Annotated in this window: 18 protein-coding genes; 11 read left to right on the top strand and 7 right to left on the bottom strand. The window is 33.4% G+C overall.

Translation table 11 applies throughout. From position 1 onward, the window contains the following. Window positions 1–32: 32 nt before the first annotated feature. Window positions 33–2,078 carry a dipeptidyl-peptidase 3 family protein gene (locus JJQ60_RS15300; protein WP_201922086.1) on the bottom strand — a complete coding sequence of 682 codons (2,046 nt, stop codon included), beginning with the start codon at window positions 2,076–2,078 and terminating at the stop codon, window positions 33–35. Between the two features lie 92 nt (window positions 2,079–2,170). Between JJQ60_RS15300 and JJQ60_RS15295 the strand changes: the two genes are divergently transcribed. From JJQ60_RS15295 to JJQ60_RS15280, 4 genes are all read left to right on the top strand, one after another. Next, a complete protein-coding gene (locus JJQ60_RS15295; protein ID WP_201922082.1) occupies window positions 2,171–3,205 on the top strand; it encodes an SRPBCC family protein in 1,035 nt (344 codons plus the stop codon). 68 nt (window positions 3,206–3,273) lie between these two features. After that, window positions 3,274–3,639 carry a fluoride efflux transporter CrcB gene (gene crcB, locus JJQ60_RS15290; RefSeq protein ID WP_201922079.1) on the top strand — a complete coding sequence of 122 codons (366 nt, stop codon included), beginning with the start codon at window positions 3,274–3,276 and terminating at the stop codon, window positions 3,637–3,639. Window positions 3,640–3,686: 47 nt separating this feature from the next. Beyond that, window positions 3,687–4,025 (top strand): P-II family nitrogen regulator, encoded by a 339-nt coding sequence (locus JJQ60_RS15285; RefSeq protein WP_201922076.1) that lies wholly within the window; start codon window positions 3,687–3,689, stop codon window positions 4,023–4,025. 292 nt (window positions 4,026–4,317) lie between these two features. Beyond that, window positions 4,318–5,463 (top strand): porin, encoded by a 1,146-nt coding sequence (locus JJQ60_RS15280; protein ID WP_201922073.1) that lies wholly within the window; start codon window positions 4,318–4,320, stop codon window positions 5,461–5,463. Window positions 5,464–5,516: 53 nt separating this feature from the next. Here the strand turns inward: JJQ60_RS15280 and JJQ60_RS15275 are convergent, their stop codons facing one another. Then, entirely contained in the window at window positions 5,517–6,131 is a 615-nt protein-coding gene (locus JJQ60_RS15275) for a DUF1684 domain-containing protein (RefSeq protein ID WP_201922070.1), read from the bottom strand. A gap of 131 nt (window positions 6,132–6,262) precedes the next feature. Here JJQ60_RS15275 and JJQ60_RS15270 point away from each other — a divergent pair, with 131 nt between their 5' ends. Then, window positions 6,263–7,498, top strand: coding sequence for an MFS transporter (locus tag JJQ60_RS15270; protein ID WP_201922067.1), 1,236 nt, complete (start codon window positions 6,263–6,265; stop codon window positions 7,496–7,498). Continuing rightward, window positions 7,498–8,259: a DJ-1/PfpI family protein gene (locus tag JJQ60_RS15265; RefSeq protein ID WP_201922064.1), complete on the top strand. Its 762-nt coding sequence runs from the start codon at window positions 7,498–7,500 to the stop codon at window positions 8,257–8,259. Before JJQ60_RS15270 ends, JJQ60_RS15265 begins: the two co-directional genes overlap by 1 nt. A gap of 732 nt (window positions 8,260–8,991) precedes the next feature. Here JJQ60_RS15265 and JJQ60_RS15260 read toward each other — a convergent pair. Next, window positions 8,992–10,422: a hypothetical protein gene (locus JJQ60_RS15260; protein WP_201922061.1), complete on the bottom strand. Its 1,431-nt coding sequence runs from the start codon at window positions 10,420–10,422 to the stop codon at window positions 8,992–8,994. Window positions 10,423–10,604: 182 nt separating this feature from the next. Here JJQ60_RS15260 and JJQ60_RS15255 point away from each other — a divergent pair, with 182 nt between their 5' ends. Then, complete coding sequence (locus tag JJQ60_RS15255; RefSeq protein WP_236669142.1) at window positions 10,605–10,880, top strand: hypothetical protein; 276 nt, start codon at window positions 10,605–10,607, stop codon at window positions 10,878–10,880. A gap of 175 nt (window positions 10,881–11,055) precedes the next feature. On the opposite strand, the gene JJQ60_RS15250 is transcribed toward JJQ60_RS15255, so the two are convergent. After that, the gene (locus tag JJQ60_RS15250; RefSeq protein ID WP_201922058.1) at window positions 11,056–11,505 is read right to left on the bottom strand and encodes an Lrp/AsnC family transcriptional regulator; all 450 of its coding nucleotides are present in this window, start codon (window positions 11,503–11,505) and stop codon (window positions 11,056–11,058) included. 112 nt (window positions 11,506–11,617) lie between these two features. Here JJQ60_RS15250 and JJQ60_RS15245 point away from each other — a divergent pair, with 112 nt between their 5' ends. Then, the gene (locus JJQ60_RS15245) at window positions 11,618–12,001 is read left to right on the top strand and encodes a hypothetical protein (protein WP_201922055.1); all 384 of its coding nucleotides are present in this window, start codon (window positions 11,618–11,620) and stop codon (window positions 11,999–12,001) included. Between the two features lie 20 nt (window positions 12,002–12,021). On the opposite strand, the gene JJQ60_RS15240 is transcribed toward JJQ60_RS15245, so the two are convergent. Continuing rightward, complete coding sequence (locus tag JJQ60_RS15240) at window positions 12,022–13,350, bottom strand: amidohydrolase family protein (RefSeq protein WP_201922052.1); 1,329 nt, start codon at window positions 13,348–13,350, stop codon at window positions 12,022–12,024. Between the two features lie 95 nt (window positions 13,351–13,445). Then, window positions 13,446–16,874, bottom strand: a complete 3,429-nt coding sequence (locus JJQ60_RS15235) for a methylmalonyl-CoA mutase family protein (protein ID WP_201922036.1) — start codon at window positions 16,872–16,874, stop codon at window positions 13,446–13,448. A 281-nt stretch (window positions 16,875–17,155) separates the two neighbouring features. On the opposite strand from JJQ60_RS15235, the gene purU reads away from it, so the two are divergent. The 3 genes from purU (at window position 17,156) to JJQ60_RS22395 (ending at window position 19,113) form a co-directional block, all read left to right on the top strand. Continuing rightward, window positions 17,156–18,010 carry a formyltetrahydrofolate deformylase gene (gene purU / locus JJQ60_RS15230; RefSeq protein ID WP_201922033.1) on the top strand — a complete coding sequence of 285 codons (855 nt, stop codon included), beginning with the start codon at window positions 17,156–17,158 and terminating at the stop codon, window positions 18,008–18,010. Window positions 18,011–18,067: 57 nt separating this feature from the next. Next, window positions 18,068–18,784, top strand: a complete 717-nt coding sequence (locus JJQ60_RS15225; protein WP_201922030.1) for a DUF4197 domain-containing protein — start codon at window positions 18,068–18,070, stop codon at window positions 18,782–18,784. Between the two features lie 146 nt (window positions 18,785–18,930). Continuing rightward, entirely contained in the window at window positions 18,931–19,113 is a 183-nt protein-coding gene (locus tag JJQ60_RS22395) for a Lacal_2735 family protein (RefSeq protein WP_201922028.1), read from the top strand. Between the two features lie 14 nt (window positions 19,114–19,127). Here JJQ60_RS22395 and JJQ60_RS15215 read toward each other — a convergent pair whose 3' ends face one another. Next, a complete protein-coding gene (locus JJQ60_RS15215; protein ID WP_201922025.1) occupies window positions 19,128–19,910 on the bottom strand; it encodes an alpha/beta fold hydrolase in 783 nt (260 codons plus the stop codon). Between the last annotated feature and the right edge of the window lie 18 nt (window positions 19,911–19,928).

Genomic DNA, 19,928 nt, shown 5'->3' with positions numbered 1-19,928 from the left:
AAGGACGTTTTTAAAATATAACTTTCGTCTGATTAATTCACCTCAGGTAAGAAATTATAGTTTTTACTATAGTCTAACATTTGAGTTGCAAAATCTTCTGGTTGTGTTACTTTTATTTTAGTAATCTCTCCATTTTCATCCATTTCCGGAACTAAAACCGGATTTACAAAACCACTATATGGTGCAGATGTAAATTGTTCATTACGTTTTAATACTTCAGCATGTATAGCTTGATCCACTTTTACACCATATCCTTCAACCAAAGCTTCGGCGGCTTTGTAGTCACCTTCAGATTTAATACGTTGTGTTTCGCGTAATAACTGGCCAAAAATATCACGTAGTTTTTTATAATCCTTAATATCATAATACGTTTTACCGTCTTTGGTTACTTTTTCGATCACACCATCTTTAGCTCCTTTTTCAAATGCCCAAGCGCTTACCCACTGTCTATTTCTCATATGAGCTTCTTCAACATCATCACCAAGGTTTAAACGAATTAATTGAGTCATTAACCCATTTCTAATATAGCCATCATATGCTGCTTTACCCGTTTTTTCCCAATCTTCAACCAAACCAAGTTCTTGTAATTTTGGATCCATTAAGTAGTATAATCCAACCAAATCGGCACGACCTTCTTCCATAGTAGAAGCATAGTTTTTAAGTGTTTCTTTGGTTTCACCAACTCCAGGATTTAATTGCCCTGATGCATGACCTACAACTTCATGCAAAGCAGTATGAAGCTTATCTGCTAACTGCCCGTATTTTTCTTCTAATTCAAATTCTTCATCATCATGAACAAATTCTTTTAAACGTCCAGAACCACCCGCATTATTGTATGCACTAATAATGTTACCAAGAGACACAGACTTAGACCCAACAGCTGCTCTAATCCAATTGGCATTAGGCAAGTTTACTCCAATAGGTGTACTTGGTGATGCATCTCCAGCTTCTCCAGCAACAGCTACTACTTTATATGTAACTCCGACTACGCTATCTTTTTTATGCTCTTCCATAAGAGGAGAGTTATCTTCAAACCATTGCGCATTTTCAGACAATACTTCCATTTTTTTAGACATGTCAAAATCTTTAATTTCAACAATGGTTTCATAAGAACCTCTATATCCTAATGGATCATTATACACTTCGATAAAACTATTGATATAATCTATATTTCCTTCTGTCGCAGCAGTCCAAGCTACATTATAATCATCCCAGGTCTGTAAGTTTCCTGTTTTATAGTATTCTATTAATAACCCTAAAGCATCACCTTGTGCTTCGTTTTCAGCTACTTCTTTAGCTTTTTCTAACCATTTGATAATTTCATCAATTGCAGAACCATATAATCCTCCTGATTTATAAACTCTTTCTTTTAGCGTTCCATTCTCTTTTACTAATTGAGAGTTTAAACCAAATGACAATGGTTTATCCGGATTAGGAGATTTCATTTTTCCGTAAAATGACTCTACATCTGCATTAGTAACCCCGGGCCCATAAAAATTAACAGCCGATAATGCTACATTATCCACTCCTTTTGCTTGATTTACTTTTTTAGCATCTTCGTCATTAAAAATAACTTCGTAAGCCTCTTTTGACACCTCTGTACTAGTTGCAGCAAGAAGGGAGCTAAAATAATCTCTACTAAACTCTGGCTTTATTTTGTCATTACTATAATGATGATGTATCCCATTTGAGAACCAAACACGTTTTACATAGGTCTCAAAAGCTTTCCAATCTTCAGAATTTTTATCTCCGTCATAAGAAGTGTAAATTCTTTCAAGAGCTTTTCTGATGGTTAGGTTATAACGATAATTCTGATCCCACATGATATCTCTTCCGCTCAAACCGGCTTGAATAAGATAATACACTAACTTTTGTTCTTTTAAAGTAAGATTATCCCATCCCGGGATTTGATATCTAAGGATTTTAAGGTCTGCAAACTGCTCTACAACATGATCAAATTTTTCTTCTACAGTTTCTTGTTCTTGTTGATCAATTTGATCCTGCACTTTAGGATCTTTTTTACACGCTATTAACAAACTAGTAATAGCAATAAAAAATAATATTCTATTGAGTTTCATTATTGAGTATTTATTGTTTTGACAAATGTAACAAAATAAAAGGATGCAAAAATTAGTTATATTAGCTAATCAAACAATCTAAACTAACTAACATGAAAATAATCAAGTATTTATTTTTTCTTTTATTATTAGTCATCATTGGTGGTGCCGTATATGTAGCTACTATTGATGGAGAATTTCAAGTTGAAGAAAGTCGAGTAATTGATGCACCTGATGAGCTATTATTTAATACCATAAACGAATATAAAACCTGGGAAAAATGGGGTCCTTGGATGGATGAATCTGATGATCTAATTATGGAATACCCAGAAAAAACTAGTGGCGAGGGAGCTTCTTATAGTTGGAAAAGCGAAACACAAGGAGACGGCAAAATGGAAACAATAAAGGCATCTCCTTTTACTAGTATTGATCAAAATATCACTTTCGTTACTCCAATGGGAGAAAGCAAAAGTGATGTGTATTGGAAATTTGAAAAAATTGAAGGTAATAAAACAAAAGTAACCTGGGGTATGAAAGGCACTCAATCCTTTATGGAAAAAGCTTTTTGGGCCACTCAAGACAGTACGGTTTCTCAAATGCTTAGACCCATGTACCAAAGAGGTTTAGAAAAACTAGACGCATATTCAAAAGAAATAATGAAAGAATATTCAATTAATGTTGATGGAGTAACAGAACATGAAGGTGGATTTTATATGTATATGGCTACAACGTCTTCTATTGCAGAAATGGCGGAAAAAATGGCACAAATGCTACCTGCGGTAAAGGCTTATATGACGCAAAACAATCTTCCACAAACGGGCATGCCGTTTACTTTATACAATGAGTTTAACCAAGAGCAAGGCACTACTATTTTTTCTTCAGCCATACCAACCAGAGATGAAGTAGTTACACCAAAAGAAAGTACTATCCTTTCTGATTTTCTACCCAAACAAAAAGTTGTAAAAACAACACTAAAAGGAGATTATGCTAACCTAAAAGAAGCTTGGGAAGCTACATACAAGTATATCACAGATAATAGCATAGAACCAAATGAAAACTCTCCCACTTTTGAAGTATATAAAACTGACCCAGGATTACAACCAAATCCTGCCGAATGGATTACAGAAATTTATGTTCCGATAAAATAGGAAATATTATAAAAAAACTGCATTTTATCCTTCGATGTTAAAATGCAGTTTTTTTTAATGATTAATTAATGAAACAACTACTTCTAGTATTTATTGGCGGAGGTTCAGGTAGCATAGCCAGATATCTTATTAGCAAATATCTTAATAGTGCAGAATCAGGTATACCATATGGTACTTTTACTGCTAACGTTTTAGGTAGCCTTTTAATCGGTATTATTTTAGGTCTTGCCCTTAAAAACAATATGTTGTCTCAAAATACTGTTACTTTTTTGGCAACAGGTTTTTGTGGTGGTTTTACTACGTTTTCTACATTTGCCTATGAAAATCACGTGCTCTTAAAATCAGGTGATTTTATAAACTTCTTTATCTATGCTATTGGATCATTTATAATCGGATTTCTTTTTGTATTTTTAGGAATGTACCTTGCTAAGTAATTAGCCATCCATTATTAATACACTAACTATAAATATCAATACTATCCATGAAAAAGATTGAAGCTATAATTCGTAAATCAAGATTCAATGATGTAAAGGATAATTTACATGATATTGAAGTTAATTTTTTTACGTATTGGGATGTTACCGGAGTTGGTAATGAAAAAAAAGGAAAGGTGTATCGAGGTATTAGTTACAGTACTTCAGATATACAGCGTAGATATATTTCTATAATTGTATCGGATGAATTTGAAGAGAAAACTATTAAAGCAATTATAGAAGCTGCAAAAACCGGAGAGGTTGGTGATGGGAAAATTTTTGTTTCAGATATTCAAAATACTTACCGAATCAGAACAGAAGAAAAAGGAGATCAAGCCTTAAATTAGTCAGGCACCATGTTCTCTTACATTTCTTTTGGGCTATAATCCCAACATACTATCAACGTTTTTTATTCTTCGTTTTCAGGAAAAAACGTTGAAAAAACTAAACTTGATTAAAAAACCTACTTTTAAATTCTTAAAATTTAATCAAATAAACATTAAACCTTAATTTTTTTAGGGTATAAAATCAAAAAAACATAAAAATGAACACATATACCCCTTTTTTTATTGGGGTAATATTCTTTTAACATAGTTTTACGGTTCCAATTAAAAATAATTACAATAATTAATGTTTATTATGAAAACAAAAACCGTAACAAATCTTTTTAAAAAAGTAAGTCTTGTCGCCTTAGCTTTTCTAAGCTTCACCACTATGGCACAAGAAGAAGTAAAAGAAGAAGAGAAAAAATGGTTCGACAACTTCTCTGTTAATGGATCTGTAGATGGATATTACAGATATAATATTGGGGCTCCTAATAAAGCTGAAGATTTTGATGCCGATCCTACAACAGACGACACATTTATAGCACCAGGAACATCTTTTGCAAATCAATCTGGTTTTTCATTAGGTATGGCTAATCTAATTTTAGGGTACGAAGGAGAAAAAGTAGGTTTTGTTGCTGATCTTGTATTTGGACCTAGAGGAGAAGACGCTGTATTCTTATCTGATGGTTCTGCACAAATTGTTAATCAGTTATATGCCTATTGGAATGTTTCTGAAAAAGTAAAATTAACATTAGGTAATTTTAATACTTTTCTTGGATATGAAGTAATTTCTCCTACTGGAAATTTTAATTACTCTACATCATATATGTTCTCGTATGGTCCTTTTTCTCATACGGGTTTAAAAGCAGATTTTGCACTTAACGACAAATGGTCTGCAATGTTAGCGGTAATGAATCCAACAGATTATACCGAAAGTAATCCTTTTGACACATACATCATTGGTGCTCAATTAGGATATGCTGCCGATAGCGGAAGTGCCTTTCTTAATTTTAGATATGGCAATGAAGGTGAACCAGGTGAAGTTGGACCTACATTTCAAGTAGATCTAACTACAGGTTGGGATGTTTCTGAAGAGTTCTATCTTGGAATAAACACTACATATTTATCTACAGAACCTCAAGAAGATGGAGATGCGTCAGGATTTTATGGAGTTGCTTTATATCCTCAATATAAAACATCAGAAAAATTTACTTTAGGATTAAGAGGAGAATATTTTTCAGTGTACAATGGTGGTTTAACGGGTGTTATTGGTCTTGATAACGAACTTGATGGTTCTGTTTTTGCAGCTACACTTACTGGTAGCTATGATATCGGTAACTTAACCCTTAAACCTGAGTTAAGACTAGACTCTGCATCAGAAGATTCATTCTTAGACAATGATCGTGAGCTTACAAAAAGCCTGTCTTCATTTGTACTAGGAGCTGTATATAAGTTCTAAACAAGGGACTACTATCCAATAAAAACGTGCTAGGATGATCTTAGCACGTTTTTTTATTCATTTTCGGGATGCTTTGCATATTTTTTAACCCCAGCCAAAATCTTTATCTCTAAATTATTCTCTTCTGGAGGAACCGGGCAAGAATACCGATCATTATAAGCACAGTACGGGTTATATGCAGTATTGAAATCAATCAAAATGGTATCTCCACCGGGTATTTTAAGATCTATAAAGCGCCCTCCATCATAAGTTGTCTGTCCATTGGTTACATCTGTAAAAGGAAGAAACAGGTAATCCTCATATTCTAATTGCGTAGTTAGACCCTGATTTTGATATATATTTAATACCCATTTTCTTTCCTGAAGAACAAAGTGGGCCTCTCCATATTTAACATACAATGGCTCACTTCCATTTGTAGTTTTCATAATAAAAGGAGTCTCATGCGGAGTTTGTATAAATTTTGCCTTAACACAAAATGTAGTATCAATTTTAAAGAAATCAAGGGATTTAAATTCTTTTAAATCTTTAGGGGTTAATGGCGATGTTTCTTCAGTAGCAAACTCTTTATTAAGCTGGTTCTGAAAAAATAGTATTCTCTTGATGTCCGAAGAATCCTGAGCTAAGACATTTCCGAAGAAAAATAATGATAAAATAAACAATCTGTACACTTCCCCTTTTTTTGCAAAAGTACAATTTACAATTAGTTAACTCATTAATTTGATCAAAATTGTACACAAATAGTAGATAAAAAACTACTTTTACCAACTATTTGATAAAATCAACACAAATCACCTCTCTTTTGAAAAGAATTTTACTTCGTTATATTGACTCTTTTTCTGGGCTATCCAAAGAAGTTTGGTGGTTAGCACTCATAACACTCATCAATAGAGCTGGAGCAATGGTAATCCCGTTTTTATCATTGTATCTAACCGATAACTTAGATTTTTCTTTGCAACAAGTTGGATGGGTAATGACCAGCTATGGATTGGGTTCTTTTTTTGGGGCATGGTTAGGCGGTAAATTAAGTGATAAAATAGGGTATTATAAAGTGATATTAGGTTCTTTATTTTTAACTGGAGTATCATTTATAATGATTCAATTTTTCACAAGTTTTTGGAGTATTTGTATAAGTTTCTTTATCCTTATAGCTATTGCAGATACCGCTCGTCCTGCTTTTTTTGTTGCCTTAAGTGCATATAGCAAACCAGAAAACAAAACCAGATCTCTTACTTTTATACGACTCGCCATTAATTTGGGGTTTTCCGCAGGACCAGCCTTAGGAGGATTAATCATTGCTTCAATAGGATATTATGGTTTATTCTGGGTAGATGGCATCACTTGTATTATTGCCGGAATCGTAATGATACAGACATTAAATCCGAAAAAAACCAAAGAGCTCGATAAAGAAGTGATCATTGACAACCCTATTCCTGCATATCGCGATAGTACTTATGTTATATTTCTAATTTCATTAGCATTATTTGGATTCATATTTGTGCAATATTTTTCGACAATACCACTGTATTATAAAGAAATCCATCAACTAACAGAAGAAAAAATAGGTTTGCTATTAGCACTTAATGGAGCGCTTATATTTCTTTTTGAAATGCCCTTAATAGCCTATTTGGAAAAAACCAGTATTTCGAAAACCGGAAATGTAATTAATGGTTTGATCCTTACGGGTATCAGTTTTTTACTTTTACTAGCAACACCATGGGCAGGTATTCTTGTTATAGGAATGATCATGGCTACTTTAGGCGAAATGATTGCATTTCCGTTTGGTAATGCATTTGCCTTAGATAGAGCAAAAAATGGAAGACAAGGTGCATATATGGGATTGTATAGCATGTCTTTTTCTGCCGCCCATATATTTGGACACAACTCTGGAATGCAGTTTATTGCCAACTTTGGGTATGATAATAGTTGGCTTATGATGGCATTAATAGCCGTTTTAGGAATATTTTTATTATATCTGGTAAAACACAGACTAATCAACGAAAAAAGAAGTATTAATAATCAACAAAGCCCGGCATAATGAAAAATTTGCTTTTTATTCTTATAATACTATTGGTATCTAGTTGTACTGAAACCAAAAAAGAAGAATCACAAGATCATAAGACGGAAGAAATCGTAATAAAGAAAAAAACGTTTCCAAAGTTAGAACCAAATCGTTATAATGTCGCTTTTCTTATCATGGATGGCACCTATAATACAGAATTTACAGCGCCTTACGACATTTTTCAACATACGCAGTATCGTAAAAACATTAGGCAAATGAATGTTTTTACAGTAGCGAATACAGATAACCCTATAACAACTTTTGAAGGTTTAAAAATCATTCCTGATTATAATTATATGCAGGATTCAATTCCCAAAATTGATATACTCGTGGTACCCAGCGCAGAACATCATCTAGATACCGATTTGAATGATAAAGCGATGATCGGTTTTATTCAAAAAGTAGATAAAACAGCAACATTTATGACTTCTCATTGTGATGGTGCCTTTGTATTAGCTAAAGCTGGCATACTGGATAATGTGGTTTCTACAACTTTTCCAAGTGATATCGATAAGATGCGCGCCATGTTTCCTAATTTAGATATTAGAAAAGAAGTACTGTTTGTTCATGATGGAAAATATATTACCTCTGCAGGTGGCGCAAAAAGCTTTGAAGCTGCATTATATTTATGTCAACATTTATATGGAGTTGAAATCGCTAAATCTTTGGCTGGAGGACTTGTTATCGACTGGAAACTTGAAGATGTTCCACATTTGATCGTAAATGATACTCCATAAAAAACGTCCCGAGAATTTTTTGGGACGTTTTTTTATTATTTCATTCGGGGCGGGAGAAATTAAGTACTATCTTCAGTTGTTAGATTTAGGGTCTTATAACCAATGTCCTCACACAAAATTTTTCCTCAATGCTTCAAAAACTCTCACTCTTCTAATTATCGTCATAATCGTCTGAACAATAATTTTAAAAGAAGCATCAGTATTTTTTAGTAACAGTACTAATATAAGAAATAAAAAAGATTAAATGCAAATAAAATCGATGAAATACACTATTTTTAACAAAAAAGCACTATTTGACTCAAAATCAGCGCTTTGGTTTCCTGAAAGAATACACTCCTATCCCCAAGTAAACTATGTTATTTTATTCTAAACTCATATTATTATTTAAGGATACAAAAGCAAGAGTAGAATATCTTTAGTACCATGTCAAATTTATACATAAAAAAAGCGTCTTTGTTAAGACGCTTGTGTTCTGGGGCAAATTACGTACTCTCTTTAGTTTCAAGATTCGGGGTCTTTAGACTAATGTCCTCACACCTAATTCATCCCTGACGTATTCCAAACTAATATTTTAAAATCGTATCGTCACACAATTTAAAATGTTAGTTATGGTCGATACATCAAGTATTTTATGTTGATGTAAATGTAATACAAAAAAAATGTAAAAACAAAAAAAATAACGACAAAAAACATATAAATTCGACGAAATACACAAAAATTTAAGATTTCAACTTATTCTGAAAAGAAGTATTTGGATTTCCCGAGGTGTTTTTTAATTAGTTTATTGTATTCTTTAGTAATTCTTAAGGCCAGTGTACCCTCTATAGTATACAGTTTATCAAAATCTTCATATCCATTTTGAAGCAATCTTTCTAAATAAAATAGTGCAGTTTCATAATCTTCGTCTATGGCACTCAAGGAAATTATGGTTCTATAGGACTCAAAATCTTTTTTATCAACTATTGTACTTAGTATATTCAAAAACATTACTTTCTCAAAGTTTTTACTTTTTTCTTCTAGTTGTGCAATTTTATATACATTAACAAGATGCTTTAAATACCCTTTCATTCTCAATCCCATGGCGGCGGCATATTTTTCCTTTTTTATCACCAAACTATCCAATTCTGCAATCTGGTACTGCCACCAACCTAGATTTTCATAGTTTTTTAATTCAATATCTTCATCCATTGAAAACACATAGGTCAACCTAAGAAAGTTTTCGCGATATAGATATTTAGTTTGTAAACGCTTCTCTTTTTTGTATTCTTTGTGTTTTTTAATTTCTCTCTGCTTATCCTTTAGATGATCTGTATCAAAAAACAATTTATACTTCTCGCGCATTCGTTTTACCTCATCAAAAGCCGTTAAAAATTCATTCTCCTTAAGATGTATTTCTATTTGTCTTAAATCTTTTTGATATAAATTTTGAACCCATGTAGAGTCTTTAGCCATTCTTCCCGAGGCCATTGCCAGCAATGTCAAATTGGAAAGAGCTTTAGATAAAAGATTTGAGTTGGGGAATTCAGATTTCCCTTCAAAAGGAAAAACATCTGCTTCTACAGCTCTTCTTTTTAAATACTCTTTATTCTTTAGAAAATCCTTATATCTAAAATTAGTAGTATGAATGATTCCTATATGAGAAAACTTATTTTTAATTTTTATACCAGAGTCATAATAGTAACTATCTCCTATCACAATAACACCAGAAATATCATTATTATAAAAGACAGGTAATAAACTCACTAATTTTGCACTTTCTTGTATCGCAGTACCATAAACTCTGTTCTTTTGGATTGGAAAAAGAGAAAAAATATGGTTCATAAACGCAGTAACAACATTATTTTTTTTCTCCTGATCCACATCTTCTGATAAATTACTTATTGCTATAATATAGCCTTGTTTTTCGGCAGCTACTTTATATAAACGGGTAATATCACTGGCTCTACCAGACAAATCAAACCCCAACAATAGCGGCCAGTTTTTGTTTGAATCGAAATCCGTTGGTAAATAGACACTAAAACTGTTGTTGGAGGATGGAATAGCCAAAGAGTCTATTACTATTCCTATCTTAAAATCAGAAAGCTGTTGCGCATTACACAAACTAATTGTGCAAAATATCAACCAGTTTAGGACCACATATTTTTTAAGGTAATTCAGTTTCATACACGAGGTTAGATGATCTACAAAATGTACTAAAAAAGTAAAGATTATATTCTTAAAAAAATCACTAAAATTATTAAAACTGGCTTCTTAAATCATTTTCAAACCCGGATTCCAATTTAAAACACTTGATTATTAGACAAATAAATGTATTTTTGTTCGAAATTTATAAAACCCAAAATATAATGAAAAAACTACTTATTATTACCTGCTTATTATTTGGAGTTATTGCTCAGGCAAACGTAAATCTTAGATATTACAATAAAGATTCTAAAACTCACAAATTTGAGGTAAAGATTGCAGGTTCTACGAAAACTGTCGAATTTGGAAGTAGCAGAACAGCATCGGTAACCATACAAGGAGGTAGTGAAAAAGCCGAAATTAAAACGGATTGTGGATGGATAACGGTTACAAACAATTCTAAAATTGAAATTAAAGATGGTTGTATTGTTATTAAGTAATGACAACACCAAGACATATAAAAAAGCCCGCATTTCTGCGGGCTTTTTTTATCTATTCCCTTGTACTCTCTTTAGTATAGTTTCCCTTACCAATGTCCTCACACAAGTTGTAGATGACTCCTTATTTTCTTTATAATTATAGTAACAAATCTCATGCCAAAAATTAAACAGATTACTATATACTGGTCGAAGCCGTAATAGGATTACCTTCTATAAGATTAGAAAGGATAATATGTGTTTTGACTTCACCATAAGGTATTAATCTATCTATAAATTCTTGCAGATGTATTTGATCCCGTAATACAACTTCCATAATTATATTTTCGTTACCGGTAATACGGTAACAATTGAGTACTTCTTGAAATTCGGACACCTTGAGTAAAAATGGTTTTAATCGACCCATAAATGCTCTAAGGGTAACAATAGCTTTTAACTGATAACCAATTTTAGCATACGAAACTTCAGCTTTATATCCTTTTAAGATACCGTAGTCCTCCATTTTTTTAATCCTTTCGGCTACAGCAGGAGAACTTAACCCAACTTTTCTTCCTATTTCGGCATTTGATAATCTTGCATTTTGTTGCAAGCATTGTAAAATCTCCTGGTTTGTGACATCAACTTTCATTTTAAACAAAAAATAGTATTTCTTATTAAATTTTAAAGCAAATTAATCAATTAACATTAAAATCAAAGTAAAAAATAATGAAAATAGCATTACTTTTGAAAAAGAAATTGTTATGAGATTACAGCCACGAAACAAAAGATTGTATAAAAAAGCCCTTGAAATATTTAAGCTTTCGCGAAGTATTTCAAATTACATGGTGTATGATATGGCTTTATTACAAGATAATGGCAACGAAGATCCTCATATTTATTTTACTGGAGATATTGTTAGGCAATCTGATGCTCTTGCTCCCAAAATAATTAATGCTGAAAACCAGATTTTTCAGGATGATCGTATAAAACAAGCCAACTCTCTGATACATATTACAAATCGACTTTATAAAAATTGCGAACGCCTTGAACAAGCCGAAAGTAACGGAAAAGAGTTTATACCTATCTTACGTAAAGAACTTCGCAAGTTTAAACATTTGCAACGTACTTGGATGATGACGTTATAAATATTCTACTCAATACCTTTTCATTTATATTGTTTCCCATGTTTGATAATGATATCTACGTTTTGTAAAAGACTAATATATCTTAAAACATCTCCCTTGACAGCTATAATATCTGCATATTTACCTTCTGTAACGGTTCCTACTTCGCTTGCTACTCCAGTCCATAAAGAAGGCCAATAGGTTGCCGCACGAATGGCATACATAGGATCAATACCGAATTCGTTGACCCAAACATCTAACTCGTTCCATGTAGATTGACTGTGAAATTTCATAGGAATACCACTATCTGTACCGATCATTAATACCACACCTGCATCCATCAATTGCTTTATTTTGGTTTCTAACGTTGGTTTTCTTAATGGGGTTAACTGAAAATAAGGTAAACGGTCCTTATGTTTGAAACTATTTTTAATATCGGCTACTATAGTATCATGCAAACCTCTATGCCATGAATCATTATCCAAATGTTCGCCATGATCTCTAACATACTCATAATTATACAATCCTTCTACAGTAGGGCACCAAAATAGAGGTCCCAAATTCATTTGTGCTGTTCTTTCTTTAATTGCTTCCATTACATCATCGGGATATCTAGGAGCCGAAGAAAGTCCTGTATGTTCAAAACAATCAGCTCCGGCTTTGAGGCCCATTCTTATTTCTTGAGGGCGATGTCCATGCGCCACAACCTTCAAATTATATTGGTGTGCAGTATCCACAACAGCTTGTAATTCATCTTTTGTCATTTGATCCTGATCAATTAGTTTTACGCAATCCACTCCAGCATCTGCAAGTTTTTTTATCTTCTTTTTTGCATCTTCGACACCGTTAATCCCCCAACGAAAAGCTTCGGTACCGGGATAAGGTTTCTTTTGAATAAATGGCCCTGAAACATATAGTGTGGCTCCAGGAATTTCTCCTCTATTGATTCGATCTCTTACCGCTATACTTTCTTTTAAAGGCGCTCCCAAATCACGTGCACTAGTTACTCCTGCCATTAATAATTGCTCTGCCGAAGCGGGCATAATTACCTCTTCTAAAAGAGGTGGATAGGTTTTATCCCAATATGAATAATCAGCATGTCCATTGATCATTGTATGCACATGCATATCCCAAAGTCCAGGTAGCACAGACATTCCTTCTGTAGAAATTATTTTTGCATTTTTTGGCACCACAAGCGTTTCGGTAGTGCCTACCGCTTTAATTTTATCGCCTTCAATAATAATTACACTGTTTTGTATGGGTTTACCCCCATAACCATCTATTAAAGTACCTCCTACCAGTGCCTTTATTTGGTTTTGTTGTGCAAATGAAAATGTAGTAATAAGTAATCCTAAGAGTAGTTTATACATGACGTTTGTGTTTTCTTAAAGATAAAGAAACTCCTAAACATGTAAAACCCCGTTTTTTTTGAAACGGGGGTTTTACACTGTTATTTATCTTATGCTTACATATTTCTGCGATACTGCCCTCCTACTTCGAACAAAGCTGCAGTGATTTGTCCTAAAGAGCACACTTTAGTAGCCTCCATTAATATTTCAAAAATATTTTGATTCTGGATGGCCGCTTCCTGTACTTTACTTAGAATCTCTGAAGCAACATCTTCTTTTGCTTTATGAAGATTATTTAACGTTGTAATTTGGTATTGTTTTTCCTCCTCGGTAGCGCGAATTACTTCTCCGGGAGTAACGGTAGGCGATCCTTTTGAACTTAAGAATGTATTTACACCTATGATTGGAAATTCACCAGTATGTTTTAAAGTCTCATAATACAAACTTTCTTCTTGTATCTTACTGCGTTGATACATTGTTTCCATTGCTCCGAGCACTCCTCCTCTCTCTGTAATTCGATCAAACTCGGTTAATACAGCTTCTTCAACAAGATCAGTTAGTTCTTCAATAATAAAAGATCCTTGAATTGGGTTTTCATTTTTAGCTAACCCTAGTTCTTTATTGATAATTAACTGAATAGCCATAGCTCTGCGTACAGACTCTTCTGTTGGTGTAGTAATCGCCTCGTCATAAGCATTAGTATGCAAAGAGTTACAATTATCATAGATCGCATAAAGTGCCTGTAAAGTGGTACGAATATCATTAAAGTCTATTTCTTGAGCATGTAACGAGCGACCCGAAGTTTGGATATGATACTTTAACATTTGTGCTCTTGGATTTGCTCCATATTTATGCTTTAAAGCTTTCGCCCATATTTTACGCGCTACACGTCCAATCACCGCATATTCTGGATCAATACCATTAGAGAAAAAGAAAGATAAGTTTGGTCCAAACTTATTAATATCCATCCCTCGACTTAGATAATACTCAACATACGTAAACCCATTAGCCAAGGTTAGTGCCAGTTGCGTAATTGGGTTTGCTCCGGCTTCAGCAATATGATATCCCGAGATGGATACCGAATAGAAATTGCGCACTTGTTTTTCAATAAAATACTCTTGTACATCTCCCATCAATCGTAATGCAAATTCTGTTGAAAATATACATGTATTTTGAGCCTGGTCTTCTTTAAGGATATCTGCTTGCACCGTACCTCTTACCGTACTCAATGTTTCAGTTTTAATTTTTGCATATACATCGGCTGGCAATACCTGATCTCCAGTAACTCCAAGTAACATTAATCCAAGTCCGTCATTTCCTTCTGGCAATTCTCCTTGATATTGTGGACGTTCTGTTCCCTTATATATTTTTTTAATTTTTGCTTCAACCTCAGCCTCCAGGTCATTTTCTTTGATGTATTTCTCACAATTTTGATCTATGGCTGCATTCATGAAGAACCCAAGTAACATAGGCGCAGGACCATTAATGGTCATACTCACCGATGTCATCGCATGAGAAAGATCAAATCCAGAATATAATTTTTTTGCATCATCAAGACAGCAGATAGATACCCCTGCATTACCAATTTTACCATAGATATCTGGTCGATGGTCAGGATCATTACCATATAATGTTACCGAATCAAATGCTGTAGAAAGACGTTTAGCTGGCATGCCTAAACTTACGTAATGGAAACGACGATTGGTTCTTTCGGGGCCTCCTTCTCCTGCAAACATGCGCGTAGGATCTTCCCCAGTACGTTTAAAGGGGTATAATCCTGAAGCATAAGGAAACTCGCCAGGAACATTTTCTTGCAAACACCAATTCAAAACATCTCCCCACGCTTCATATTTTGGCAAAGCCACTTTAGGAATTTGAGTATGAGAAAGTGATTCTGTATGGGTTTCTATTTTGATTTCTTTATCCCTAACTTTGAAAGAATACACCGGATCTTTATACTTTTTTACTTTGCCAGCCCAACCCGTAATAATCTCCCAGTTATAAGGATCCAGATTAAGCTTAACCCGATCAAACTCTGCCAAAAGTAATTTTAAGAAACCTGTATTATCTTCATTTTTATGATTCTGAAGAATTTCTTCGTCAATACCATTCTTAGATAAGCTTAAAGAATTAGCATCTGTTACGCTACAAATAGTTTTATAAATTCCATACAATTTTTGAGCTACCTCAACCTGAGTGTGTGCAGTTTTATCATATGCTCTATTATTCTCAGCAATTTCTGATAAATATCGAGTTCTACTTGGTGGTATTACAAATATCTTTTCAGACATTTCTTTAGAAATATGAAAGTCTGATTGTAAATCTGCCCCGGTTTTCTCTACAACTTTATCCATAATAGCTTTATAAAGCGTATTCATTCCGGGATCATTAAATTGTGAAGCTATAGTACCATACACAGGCAGATCATCCTGAGGGGTATCCCACAAATTATGGTTACGCATGTATTGTTTTTTTACATCTCGTAATGCATCCAGAGAACCCCGTTTATCAAATTTGTTAATGGCCACCAGATCTGCAAAATCCAGCATATCGATTTTTTCTAATTGTGTAGCCGCACCAAACTCTGGTGTCATTACATATAATGAAGTATCGCTATGCTCTAATATCTCTGTATCTGATTGTCCGATACCTGAAGTTTCAAGAATAATCAGATCAAACTCTGCTGCTTTTAATACTTCTATCGCTTCTGCTACATATTTAGACAATGCCAGATTAGATTGTCGGGTAGCCAATGATCGCATATATACCCTTGGAGAGTTTATAGCATTCATTCTTATTCTATCTCCTAGTAATGCTCCTCCAGTTTTACGCTTAGATGGGTCTACAGAGATAATCCCAAGTGTTTTATTTGGAAAATCAATTAAAAATCTACGTACTAATTCGTCTACCAAAGACGATTTACCGGCTCCTCCTGTTCCTGTAATTCCTAAAACCGGAGTTTTAGAAGTTTTATTTTTATCATGAATTTTATCTAAAGTATCTTTAGCTATTTCCGGAAAGTTTTCTGCCGCAGAAATTACTCTTGCTATGGCCCCAATTTTCTTTTTGGCCAAATGATCGGCTTCTCCATTTAATCCGTTTCCTATAGGAAAATCAGATTTTTCCACCAGATCATTAATCATCCCTTGAAGACCTAGTTCTCTACCGTCATCTGGAGAATAAATGCGGGTAATCCCATAGTCCATCAGCTCTTTAATTTCTTCAGGTAAGATTACTCCACCACCACCGCCGAATATCTTTATATGTTCTGCTCCTTTTTCTTTCAGCAAATCATACATGTACTTAAAATATTCATTATGCCCGCCTTGATACGAAGTCATGGCAATAGCATTTGCGTCTTCTTGTATTGCACAATTAACAACTTCTTCTACACTTCGATCATGACCAAGATGGATCACTTCTACTCCTGTAGATTGTATAATACGGCGCATAATATTAATTGCGGCATCATGTCCATCAAATAAGGATGCTGCAGTAACTATTCTTACTTTATTCTTGGGGGTATACGGTGCAATTTGTTCCATTGACAATAAATAGTAGTTTTAACGTTGCTAATTTACGAAATATGCATCAAAAAGGATTATTTTTTTAGAATTATATAATTTATTTAACCAAGTATTGCTCTTGATTGTTTATAGTTCAAATTTTATGTCATTTATCCAAACTTTTTTGAAAATAATGTAGTGAAATAAGGCATCCATTTCTAATCAATCAAAAACCCTGTAATACATACTTTATTTAAAAGGAATACTTGGAAAAATCATTTCATTAATAGTATGTTTATAACTGGAAAATATGATTTTTAATGAAAAAGACTACCCTATTAATCAACTGTCCCGACAAAAAAGGAATAATTGCAACTGTAACCAACTTTATTTTGGCGAAAAAAGGGAACATTACCTATATAGATCAATATGTAGATCGCGAACTCGGAGAGTTTTTTATGCGATCAGAATGTGAATTTGACAACGATGAAAAAAAGCTAATACAATTTAAGGAAGCTTTTAATGCCGAAATCGCCAAGAATTATAACATGCACTGGGAGATGTATGATACCGAAAAAAAGCCTAAAATGGCTCTTTTTGTATCTAAATATGATCATTGTCTTTATGATATCTTAGGAAGACATGCCTCAGGAGAGTTGCAGGTAGAAATTCCAATCATTATAAGTAACCATAATGACCTTAAACCCATTGCTGATGCTTTTAGCATTCCGTTTAAGCACATTCCTGTTACTAAACAGAACAAAATTGAAGCCGAATCTGAGCAATTACAGGCACTTGAAGAATGTAATATCGATTTTGTAGTATTAGCAAGATATATGCAGATACTCTCATCTGATTTTGTGGATCACTTTCCTAATAAAATAATCAATATCCACCATTCATTCTTACCTGCTTTTCCAGGGGCTAAACCTTATCATTCGGCATATGAACGTGGTGTTAAAATTATTGGGGCTACCAGTCATTATGTTACCTCTGATCTTGATGAAGGACCTATAATCGAACAGGAGGTTGTAAGAATTTCTCATATTCATAATGTACAGGATTTTATTCTTAAAGGCCGTGATCTAGAAAAAATCGTGCTTTCTCGAGCGATCAAACACCATATCGCCAGAAAAGTTTTGGTATATAATAATAAAACTGTGATTTTTTCATAGGTATTACTTAAATTAGTTTTTCAAAAGACTATTTAGAAACCCCATAATTTTATATCCATGAAAAAATTCGTACTCGTATTAACTATCATTTTCTTATCCAGTTGTGCAGAACTGCAGCAAGTAGTTAATAGTCTTCCGCAAACAACAAGCGGAGGTTTTGGAATAAGTAATATTGATATTGCTAATGGATTACGACAAGCATTGGATAATGGTATTGATAAACAAGTAACCAAACTAACACAAAAAGATGGGTTTTATAGAAATCAATTAGTGAAAATACTTCTTCCTCAAGAACTACAAAAAGTTGATAAGACCTTAAGAGATATAGGGTTAAGTAAATTGGCCGACGAAGGATTAAGAGCAATAAATCGAGCAGCCGAAGATGCTGTCAAAGAAGCTACTCCAATATTTGTTGGTGCCGTAAAACAAATTACGTTTGCAGATGCAAGGCAGATCTTGTTAGGAAATGATCGTGCAGCAACATCATATCTACAAAGCAAAACCAATAATGCTCTATACGCAAAATTTAATCCTGTGATTAATCGATCTTTTTCAAAAGTTGGTGCAGATAAAATCTGGTCTAATATAATCACAAAATATAATGCACTGCCGCTCACCAATAATGTGAATCCAGATTTAACGGACTATGTAACGCAAGAAGCTCTGAAAGGTGTTTATAAAATGATTGCTATTGAAGAAAAAGAAATAAGAACTAAACTTAGTTCTAGAACTACAGATTTGCTCCGAAGAGTGTTTGCCCTACAGGACAATTAAAAAAGCATATCCAATTTTTGCATAAACAATCGTTAAATCCAAACGGCATATTTACCACAACTTTATGCAATGTTAACTCAGTATTAAGAAACCTTCGGTAAATTATCGTTTAATTTTGTACTTATAATTGTAAGAAGGAAAAACTGATGTTTAGCTGGTTCAGAAACAAAAGTGAGCTGCAAAAACTGCAAAGCACATATTGTAAATTAATGAGAAGTGCATATAAAACTGCTATAAAGGACAAAAGCAGAAGCGATATGCTACACAAAAAAGCCAATGAAATTCTTATTCAAATAAAAAAAATTGAAGGCCAATCAACAGTATCATAGCATTACTATCTAGCCTATATTGATTCTCCAATAAATGCAATTGATTCTCTGTTAAAAACTTCGGGATACTCTACATTAACTACATGTCCAGAATTTTTAACAACAAAAAGCCTTGATAATTGATGAGTAGCAACAACTTTTTCTACTGAAGGCAAGAAAAGATAATCCTCTTCACCCATAACATACAACGTAGGGATTCTTATATCTGTAGCTCTAAAAAAACGTAATAAAGGATTAATTTCTGAAGTAAGTCTAAACCATCTTACAAACTCTTTTTGATATAGTTTTTTAGCTTCATTAACAAACAGTAATCTCGATTGTTTATGATTCTTTTTTGGCATAATAATAAATGCAAAAAACTTATATAAAAACATATAGGGTATTACCGACTTAAAAATGACTCCCAATCGCATTAAAACCTGAGATCTAAAATTTAATTTCATAATTGCGCCCCCCATAATCATACTTCTTACACGATCAGGATATTTCTCAGCTAGATTTCTAATCAGTATTGTTCCTAAAGATATCCCAATAAAATGAGATTTTTGGATATTCTCTTTATCAATAACTTCTACAATATCTTCTGTTATTGAATCAAAAGTATACTTAGAACTAAAAGCATCTTTCAATATAGGTTTAGAATTACCATGCCCTCTAAGGTCTAATAATAGTATATTGAAATGTTTTCTAAACTCTCGAACTTGTTTAAACCAAATTGAAGAACTGCCCCCCGCTCCATGAACAAAAGTTACCCATTCTTTACTTTTGGGGTGAGTATATACAGAATAATTTAGCAATGATTTTTGTTTAGTGGT

The organism is Aquimarina mytili, assembly GCF_016735115.1.
GTDB classification, from domain to species: Bacteria; Bacteroidota; Bacteroidia; order Flavobacteriales; family Flavobacteriaceae; genus Aquimarina; species Aquimarina mytili.
Note: the sequence above shows the minus strand (reverse complement) of the source record. Positions and strands in the feature narration are given on the sequence as shown.

Excerpts from the sequence above, each read along its gene's own strand:
- JJQ60_RS15300 (WP_201922086.1), bottom strand. The coding sequence starts at position 2,078 with ATGAAACTCAATAGAATATTATTTTTTATTGCTATTACTAGTTTGTTA.
- JJQ60_RS15295 (WP_201922082.1), top strand. The coding sequence starts at position 2,171 with ATGAAAATAATCAAGTATTTATTTTTTCTTTTATTATTAGTCATCATT.
- crcB (WP_201922079.1), top strand. The coding sequence starts at position 3,274 with ATGAAACAACTACTTCTAGTATTTATTGGCGGAGGTTCAGGTAGCATA.
- JJQ60_RS15285 (WP_201922076.1), top strand. The coding sequence starts at position 3,687 with ATGAAAAAGATTGAAGCTATAATTCGTAAATCAAGATTCAATGATGTA.
- JJQ60_RS15280 (WP_201922073.1), top strand. The coding sequence starts at position 4,318 with ATGAAAACAAAAACCGTAACAAATCTTTTTAAAAAAGTAAGTCTTGTC.
- JJQ60_RS15265 (WP_201922064.1), top strand. The coding sequence starts at position 7,498 with ATGAAAAATTTGCTTTTTATTCTTATAATACTATTGGTATCTAGTTGT.
- JJQ60_RS15260 (WP_201922061.1), bottom strand. The coding sequence starts at position 10,422 with ATGAAACTGAATTACCTTAAAAAATATGTGGTCCTAAACTGGTTGATA.
- JJQ60_RS15255 (WP_236669142.1), top strand. The coding sequence starts at position 10,605 with ATGAAAAAACTACTTATTATTACCTGCTTATTATTTGGAGTTATTGCT.
- JJQ60_RS15250 (WP_201922058.1), bottom strand. The coding sequence starts at position 11,505 with ATGAAAGTTGATGTCACAAACCAGGAGATTTTACAATGCTTGCAACAA.
- JJQ60_RS15245 (WP_201922055.1), top strand. The coding sequence starts at position 11,618 with ATGAGATTACAGCCACGAAACAAAAGATTGTATAAAAAAGCCCTTGAA.
- JJQ60_RS15240 (WP_201922052.1), bottom strand. The coding sequence starts at position 13,350 with ATGTATAAACTACTCTTAGGATTACTTATTACTACATTTTCATTTGCA.
- JJQ60_RS15235 (WP_201922036.1), bottom strand. The coding sequence starts at position 16,874 with ATGGAACAAATTGCACCGTATACCCCCAAGAATAAAGTAAGAATAGTT.
- purU (WP_201922033.1), top strand. The coding sequence starts at position 17,156 with ATGAAAAAGACTACCCTATTAATCAACTGTCCCGACAAAAAAGGAATA.
- JJQ60_RS15225 (WP_201922030.1), top strand. The coding sequence starts at position 18,068 with ATGAAAAAATTCGTACTCGTATTAACTATCATTTTCTTATCCAGTTGT.
- JJQ60_RS22395 (WP_201922028.1), top strand. The coding sequence starts at position 18,931 with ATGTTTAGCTGGTTCAGAAACAAAAGTGAGCTGCAAAAACTGCAAAGC.